We start from the raw sequence: 7,557 nt of genomic DNA, 5'->3' as shown, positions 1-7,557 counted from the left end.
TTGAATTGGGTGTTTCTGCTATTCAATTTGGGCTTCTTGTTTTTGTTGTTGTTATAGTATACAAATTATTCAAATTATTCTTTTAAGGAGGTGTAATAATGGATAGTACAGCTTGGAACGGCATCACTTCCGAAACTATGCTTGCAGTTTTTGACGAAATTGAGAGCCTTATTCCTATTGTAGCCCCTGCGGTAATCGCTTTTCTTGGTTTCCGTAAGGCTTGGAGCTTCCTGCGTTCAGCTATTGCAGGTGCGTAATATCTCTGATACGGCGGTTAAGGACTGTATCACTAAAAAGGGACAGTTATTCTGTCCCTTAATTTTTTATAGAAAGGTGGTTTTCTTATGGGTGTATTTAAAAATACTATTCCCGAAGCTCCACAGGGAATAGAAACATATTGTATTACGTTTGATAGCAATAACAGTTACTACAATCTTTATTTCGATGAAAAGTCTGTAACTGTCGGAGAAAATGAAGATACTTTATCCGCTACATTCGGTTATTATCGTTGTAAGAGCGGTGCGGAGTCTTGGGAATATGTTTCAAGCGGTGGAATGGGTGCTTCAGCTTCTTATCCTGTATGTAATTCTGATAGCGTTTCTTTGCTTTATTCGTCTTATGATATTAGCACCGATACAGGCGGTTTATACTTTTATTCGGGCTATAATCGCAATGAAGTTATGAACGATAGTCTAAGCAGTTCTGTTATTCTTACAAGTTTAAAAAATAGCGTTCTGCCTGTTGTTTCTGTTGTTGGTGCTGTTGTTTTTTTATACTTCGGTTTCCGTAAGGCTTGGAGCTTCTTTACTGGTCTTGTAAAGGGGGCTTAATATGAAACGTTTTTTATCCTTAATCCTTGCGTTTTGTATTGCTTGCTCTCTCTGCTTTGCTTCGGTGCTTTCGGCTTCTGCAAGTACTATTGTAGGATATGGTGAAGATGAGTTGCTTGAATGGTCAGCTGATTTTTTATTGGAAAAAGTTCAAGGTAATACAGATAATCTGAACGGCGAATATATTGTCATTGCTCGTGAAGAAGAAACTTTTGATAGTTATAAAAAAATTGTTATTGGTGGTTATTTTTTCTCTGAGGATATCGAATTTTCTGTTGTTGAGGGTTCTAACGGTATTGTTACTTTATCTTCTACTAATGGTGGATTTTATTTTGAGTCTATGGAATATTTCCTATTAACAGATAACGTTTCTAATTCTTACTATCAGTATACTAACTGGGGTGCAAGTTATAGAAATGGTGTTTATTTTACCTTTAATACAAACACTAATAAAATTGTTAACTTTGGTCAAGCTGAAAATAATATCTGGTTTACCTCAAGCAATTTCGAGGTTGGAACAGGTATTCTTAAGTATTGGGCTTGTAAAGTCGTTTGCGGTGAATATATAACACACCCTGAGCCTACAGAACCAACTGATCCACCAACTACAAAACCTGTTGATGAAGAACAGCTTGAAGTCAGCAACAGTATTCTAGATAATATTAAGACAGTTGTCACGAATATTATTAATCTTCCTGCTAAGATTGCCGAAGCTATAGGCGGTTTTTTTACTACTCTTGCCGAAAATCTTTTAAATGGTCTTGAATTTCTCTTTGTTCCCTCTGATAACCTTTTTGAAGATTTAATTAACTTGTTGCACGAAAAGTTTGAATTTGTTTTTCAGATTTTAGAAATTGGAGATTTTATTATCGACTATGATTTCGATGATAGCCCTCCCGATGCTTCAGTAGATTTCAGTGGAAAAAAAGGTTTAAATTGGGGTAGTGGAAAAATTCAATTTATTAATTGGGAAATGATAGAGCCTTACCGAAATCTTATAAAAAATCTTACTTTAGCTATAGCGTGGTATTTTTTTATACGTAAAGTTCAAAAACGTTTACCCGATATTATCAATGGTGTTTCAAGTGGAGGTACAAACTAATGATTACAGATGTTATTATTTCAATTATTATAGCCCCTGTTTATGGGTTGTTTAGCTTGCTTTCTTTGCCTGTGGTCGGAACTCTGGAAATCCCCGAAGATGTCTTTAACGGGTTATTTGGGTTTATTTCAAATGTTGCTTATATTTTCCCTATACAGGGTTTATTAACTATTCTCATTTTTTCCGCAGTGCTCGACCATTTTACTACTATTTGGGCTTTGATACTCCGCATAAAATCGTTTATTCCGTCTATGGGGAGATAATAAGCTATGATGAATTTTATTTATAAAATAATTTTCGTGTGCTGTTGTGCCGTTGCTCCGTTCGTTTTTATGGTCTTTTTCTTCACTATTTATTACAGATTAAAGGGAATAAAGCCTATAAAGAATGAAACACAGCGTTATAAAGTGCCTAACGTTTTGAAAAGATTGTTTATAGATTTTCCGAAACAGTACGCACACGATAGACTTACTATTGACCCTAACACTTTTAAAGAATATGGTATGCATTTACTTTGTGGTGAACAGGGGAGCGGTAAAACTACTTTAATGGCTTATCTTGTAAGAAAGTATAAGACTATTTACCCCCGTGTAAAAGTACGCAGTAACTTTAGCTGTACTATGCAGGATTACGCTTTAACGAGTTGGGAAGAACTTACTTTAGATACTAATGGTATTTATGGTGAAATCGACTGTATAGATGAAATACAGAATTGGTTTAGTTCAAATGCTTCTAAAAACTTTCCGCCTGATATGCTCACGATTATCACGCAACAGCGTAAAGTTAGACGATGTATTCTTGCTACGTCACAGATTTTTACAAGAGTTGCAAAGCCTATTAGAGAAAATACGTATTTGATGTATTACCCTTTTACTGTTTTCGGCTGTATTACGTTCGTGCGAGTTTTCAAGCCAATTCTGAACGAGGACGGAACTTTAAAAGAGCGTAAGCTAAGAAACTTCTTTTTCTTCGTTCACGATGAAGAATTGCGAGGAATGTTTGATAGCTATAAAACAATTTGTACGCTTCGTGAAAGTGGTTTCAAGGAAAACTCTGAACAAATGCGGAGTGATAACACAATAGCGGTAGCTGTTGCAGATACTCCGAAGCGGTGACCGCTCGCGGTACCGCTCGGAGTTCTGCAAAGCTCCGCAGTGGCTATTACTTGATTATAGCCACAAAAAGGACTCAAAAAACAAGAGAATGTTGCAAATGCAACAGTAGGTGATAAAAATGATTAAGCGTAAAAGTGAAGCTTTAGCTTATACAAATCGAAAAACAAAGCACTATTCAGACGGTACAACTAATTCTATTATTTGCCGTGAGTCGATATTTAAGGACCCTTTTAACATTACCGAAGCACAACAACAAAATGAGCTTGCACGTTATGAAGAGCGAGTACAAAAAACTAATGATTTGCTTGAATATCTTGAAGCACATCAGAATATGTCAGCTGAGGACTGGCACGAATGGCGTAAAGCTGAGGATAAGAGACAAGCCGAAGCTGATAAACTTTTTGAAAAGGCTACCGGTGAAAAAATTGTCCGTGATGATAGCGTTAAGCGTGCTAAAGATAGTATTTTTGATTATGTCTTGAATAATGATTTTGAATACTTCTTTACCGTGACTATTAATCCCGAAAAGCTCGACAGCAAAGAGCCTAAAGCACTTTTAAAGCCTGTTCAGAAATGGCTTAAAAATATGGTTATTCGGTATGATATGCAGTATATCTTAATAGCTGAACTTCATAAATCGGGTAATATTCATTTTCACGGTCTTTTTAAAGCTTCTGACAAGCTTAAGCTTGTTGATAGTGGGACTAAGTTGTATAAGGGATATAACAAGCCTGTTTCTGATGAACGAGCTTACAAGCTTGGATTGTCTGACGGCAGAACTGTTTATAACCTTGCCAACTGGCGATTTGGCTTTAGTACTGCTGTGAAGCTTGTCGGAGAACGAATAAATACAGCTTTCTATATTACAAAGTATATCACGAAAGACTGTAAAAAGATTTTCGGTAAATTCTTTTGGCATAACAGGGCTTTAAAGAAGCCACAAATTACATATGATACAGTTGATTATGACAGTATTGATAGTATCGAGCGTAATTCTTTTAAATACGTATTTATAAGCGGTGATGAAAATGAAAAAAACAGAAGTTGCAATGATATACAGCTACTTTATTAATCTTCGGAACAGGCTTGAAAATGAAGTATCGCAGTTACAAACTAATCTACGATACAGGCGAGTCGATACGGTAGATTGTATAGAGCTGTCAACAGCTATTGAACGTCTGAATATGTTTCGGGAGATATCGAGCGATATTGTATTGATATTGCAAATGGATAAAGAAAAGAATATCAATAAGCTTGATTTTTTAAAGGAGTGATATAAATGTTTGAAAAAAGTAGTTGTAATATTATATATGCAATTTTATCGGATAGGAAGCAACAAAAATATAATAAAGCTATGGCAAACTTTTATAAAAAGTGCTACGGAAAAAAGCGTAAGGAAAGGAGTAAAAAATAATGTTGCTTCTTTTAATTCCTGTATGGTTAATTATTATGTATTGTATTCTTGATGATTTAGGAGTGATATAAATGTACAAAAATGAACTTTTTTACCATGGTGAACAAATAATAGAATTTAATTATCGTTGTAGTTCTTGTTATCAGTTTCTTGGTACTCTGAATTTAGATTTAAAAAGAGAAAAGGGAAATTTATTGATGAATTGTAGTACTATTATGAAAGAAGATAATTTTCCTGATTTCTGCCCGTTTTGCGGTCATAAGTTAAATAAAAAAGAAATGCTTAAAGACTATAATTCTTAAGGAGTGATATAAATGCCTTGTAGATATTTTGAGTGTGATAATGAAAATAATCAAGATGTTTGTGATATGAATTGCAAAAATTGTTTATGTTATTCAGATTGTAGCTTGTGTTATTATTATGTATATGATACGGCTCTTGATATGGGCATTTGTTTAATAAATAGTGATAAAAGGAGTGTTTATATTGATGAAAAATCTAAGTAAATATGCAATATATGCCTTTGTCGGCTCGGTTATATATCAAGCTGTAAAGCTTATTTTTCAAAGTTTGTAGTGTTGCAAAATTACTTAAACTCTGCTATAATAAAACAGAGAAGCAGAGAGACAAAGTTGCACCAAATGCAAGATAGGTTGTAAATTTATCCCCGAAAAAATTTCGGGGATTTTTTTTAAAAGTACTTGACATATCACCAAATTGGTGATATAATATAATTACAGTAAAGGACACGGAAAAGTCGTTAAAACCAGAATGGAGAATTATATGAATACTATGAGATATGTTATTTTTAATGAAAGTAGTGAGTTTAGCAAGCGTTATGTAAAGGGGTATGAGAGTATTATAGATGCATATGTTTCAAACGGTTTGCAGAATGGAAGCTTCACTGTCATTGCTGAATTCGATAATTACAAAGAAGCTAAGAAAGAGCTTGAAAAGTATAGATGTACAGTCAACGAGTATAAGACAGCTGTAAGTATCTTTGATGCTGACGTGTACTATATTGAAGAACAGGAATTGAATGAGTATACTGGAGAATATGAGCCAACAGGCGATTATGATTTTGCAGAAATGGTTGAAGAGTTGGAAGAGGTCGAATAAGATGAATATAAAAGAGCTTCGTACTCTCACAGGAATGACTCAGCAAGCTTTTGCAGAATATTTTAGTATTCCTAAACGTAATATTGAGAATTGGGAAGAAAAAAAGTCAAATTGCCCTTTATATTTACTTAATCTCATTGAATATAAACTAAAAAAAGAAAATTTAATATAATTTTATAGCCCTTGTTATTAAAACAGGGGCTTTTTCTTGTCAAAACACAGTTATTTTTAAATCGTGGTCGGTATTTTCAGTGTTATTATCTCTTAAATTCCCCCCTAAAACCCTAAAAGAAGCCCCCAAAAAAAAATAATGCTCCGCTATAACGTCAAGTTATATCTCTCCTTTCGCCCTTGTATTAGCAAAATAACATAAAGATATATCATTGTCAAGCCGAAGCTTCGAAAAATTTTTGCCCCCAGCTTTCGGAGGGCAAAAAATTTTTGAAGTGGCTTTACTATGATATAGATTTATGGTATACTTGCTAAACAAGGGGAAAGAAGAGATACCCTGTAAACAGGGAATTTACAGATAATATAAGCGGAAAATAAACCGACAAGAACCCAACAGCAAGCGTTTGCCGTGAACTCTTGTGAACAACTATGCAAACGCTTTCCCCTCTGTTTTGACTGTAGCCCCTGTTTTTTCGCTTCTGCATATATACCCCGTGTACCTATACTCATAAAAATAACACCTCAAAAAATGCCCTTTAAATGCATTTAATGAGGTGTTTTGCTTTTATCGTCTTATTCTGTCAACAATATTCTGATAATTACTTTCGCTTGGTCTGCCTTTAGTACCCAATAGCCAGTTAACGTCTATTTCATAAAAATCTGCAAGTATTCCAATAGTTTCAATATCTGGCTGAGTTCTTCCGATTTCATATCCTGCTAATCTACTTTGTTTTATGCCTGTTTCCGCTTCAACCTCTCTTTGTGTAAACCCTGTTTTTTCTCTTGCTTTTTTTAATTTACTTGCGAAACCCTCTTTATACATATTTTTTGCACCCCCTTTCATTTATTTCTAATTACATTTTATCATATTTCACAAAAAAGTTGATGACATTTTGTAATATTTTAGTATTGCATTTTGTAATCAGATATGATAAAATGTAATCAATCCAATAAATGGATAAAAAAATACGGCTGACCCAATGCCGAAAGGGTAAGGAGAATATTATGTTTAAACTGATAGGCTTTGAAGTTTCAAAGGGCGAATTCACAACCGAAAAGGGCGAAAAGCTCGCCTACAACAACCGCATTATTAAGTGCATAACCAATGAAGAACGCAACAACTTATTCGGCTTTGACTTCTGCGAATTTAAAGTAAAAGCTGAGGACGTCGCAAAAATGCTCGGCTGTGTTCAGAATGATGAAGCTATTAATTCTATGTTAGACAGCTGTTTCGGGCTTTTCTTTGAGCCTAAATTTACAGTTATCAAGGGTAAACCTGTATTTAACGGGTTTGATTTTTACCCAATTGATACATACAACGAAAGGGGGCTTCCTCTTGAAGCTCCCGAAACTCCTTTAAAGAGTATGTCAGAAATCGTTGAAGAAAAACGCTCCGAGAATAAGAAAGAGGGTGCTAAATAATGGATATGTCAGTTTTTATTTGGATTTTAGCCATTATTGGCGGTCTTTTCCTTTTTGATATTCCGCAGACTATTTACTATTCGTTCAAGAAGAAGAACGAAAAGCAGATAGAAAATAAATCTTCTGACAAATTGGAAGTAGGGGAGAGTGAGTAAATGTGGAAGCCCTTACTTCCGAGGTCACAACTTTAGTTACTGAGACAACAACAACTACTATTACAACTCTCGGTATTGACGTAGACACCGCCAACCATTTTTTTGAATTGGGTGTTTCTGCTATTCAATTTGGGCTTCTTGTTTTTGTTGTTGTTATAGTATACAAATTATTCAAATTATTCTTTTAAGGAGGTGTAATAATGGATAGTACAGCTTGGAACGGCATCAC

At 34.6% G+C, this 7,557-nt stretch carries 11 protein-coding genes; 10 read left to right on the top strand and 1 reads right to left on the bottom strand.

The features are described from left to right. Positions 1–344 precede the first annotated feature (344 nt). The 8 genes from E7480_08355 (at position 345) to E7480_08320 (ending at position 5,752) form a co-directional block, all read left to right on the top strand. Positions 345–830 carry a hypothetical protein gene (locus tag E7480_08355; GenBank protein ID MBE6904601.1) on the top strand — a complete coding sequence of 162 codons (486 nt, stop codon included), beginning with the start codon at positions 345–347 and terminating at the stop codon, positions 828–830. 1 nt (position 831) lies between these two features. Further along, entirely contained in the window at positions 832–1,932 is a 1,101-nt protein-coding gene (locus E7480_08350) for a hypothetical protein (protein MBE6904600.1), read from the top strand. Beyond that, the gene (locus tag E7480_08345; protein ID MBE6904599.1) at positions 1,932–2,195 is read left to right on the top strand and encodes a hypothetical protein; all 264 of its coding nucleotides are present in this window, start codon (positions 1,932–1,934) and stop codon (positions 2,193–2,195) included. Before E7480_08350 ends, E7480_08345 begins: the two co-directional genes overlap by 1 nt. A gap of 6 nt (positions 2,196–2,201) precedes the next feature. Continuing rightward, positions 2,202–3,047, top strand: a complete 846-nt coding sequence (locus E7480_08340) for a hypothetical protein (protein ID MBE6904598.1) — start codon at positions 2,202–2,204, stop codon at positions 3,045–3,047. Positions 3,048–3,165: 118 nt separating this feature from the next. Then, positions 3,166–4,119: a hypothetical protein gene (locus E7480_08335; protein MBE6904597.1), complete on the top strand. Its 954-nt coding sequence runs from the start codon at positions 3,166–3,168 to the stop codon at positions 4,117–4,119. 413 nt (positions 4,120–4,532) lie between these two features. Then, positions 4,533–4,763, top strand: coding sequence for a hypothetical protein (locus tag E7480_08330; GenBank protein MBE6904596.1), 231 nt, complete (start codon positions 4,533–4,535; stop codon positions 4,761–4,763). Between the two features lie 481 nt (positions 4,764–5,244). Continuing rightward, entirely contained in the window at positions 5,245–5,580 is a 336-nt protein-coding gene (locus E7480_08325) for a hypothetical protein (protein ID MBE6904595.1), read from the top strand. A 1-nt stretch (position 5,581) separates the two neighbouring features. Then, positions 5,582–5,752: a transcriptional regulator gene (locus tag E7480_08320; GenBank protein MBE6904594.1), complete on the top strand. Its 171-nt coding sequence runs from the start codon at positions 5,582–5,584 to the stop codon at positions 5,750–5,752. A 564-nt stretch (positions 5,753–6,316) separates the two neighbouring features. Here the strand turns inward: E7480_08320 and E7480_08315 are convergent. Then, positions 6,317–6,595 (bottom strand): helix-turn-helix transcriptional regulator, encoded by a 279-nt coding sequence (locus tag E7480_08315; protein ID MBE6904593.1) that lies wholly within the window; start codon positions 6,593–6,595, stop codon positions 6,317–6,319. A 161-nt stretch (positions 6,596–6,756) separates the two neighbouring features. Between E7480_08315 and E7480_08310 the strand changes: the two genes are divergently transcribed. Together E7480_08310 and E7480_08305 are read left to right on the top strand one after the other, a co-directional pair. Further along, positions 6,757–7,173, top strand: a complete 417-nt coding sequence (locus E7480_08310) for a hypothetical protein (protein ID MBE6904592.1) — start codon at positions 6,757–6,759, stop codon at positions 7,171–7,173. Positions 7,174–7,330: 157 nt separating this feature from the next. Then, the gene (locus E7480_08305; GenBank protein MBE6904591.1) at positions 7,331–7,516 is read left to right on the top strand and encodes a hypothetical protein; all 186 of its coding nucleotides are present in this window, start codon (positions 7,331–7,333) and stop codon (positions 7,514–7,516) included. Positions 7,517–7,557 lie beyond the last annotated feature (41 nt).

The sequence above is a fragment of the Oscillospiraceae bacterium genome, from assembly GCA_015067255.1.
In the GTDB taxonomy this organism is placed as follows: Bacteria; Bacillota; Clostridia; order Oscillospirales; family SIG519; genus SIG519.
This window is presented reverse-complemented; position numbering and strand designations above follow the sequence as displayed.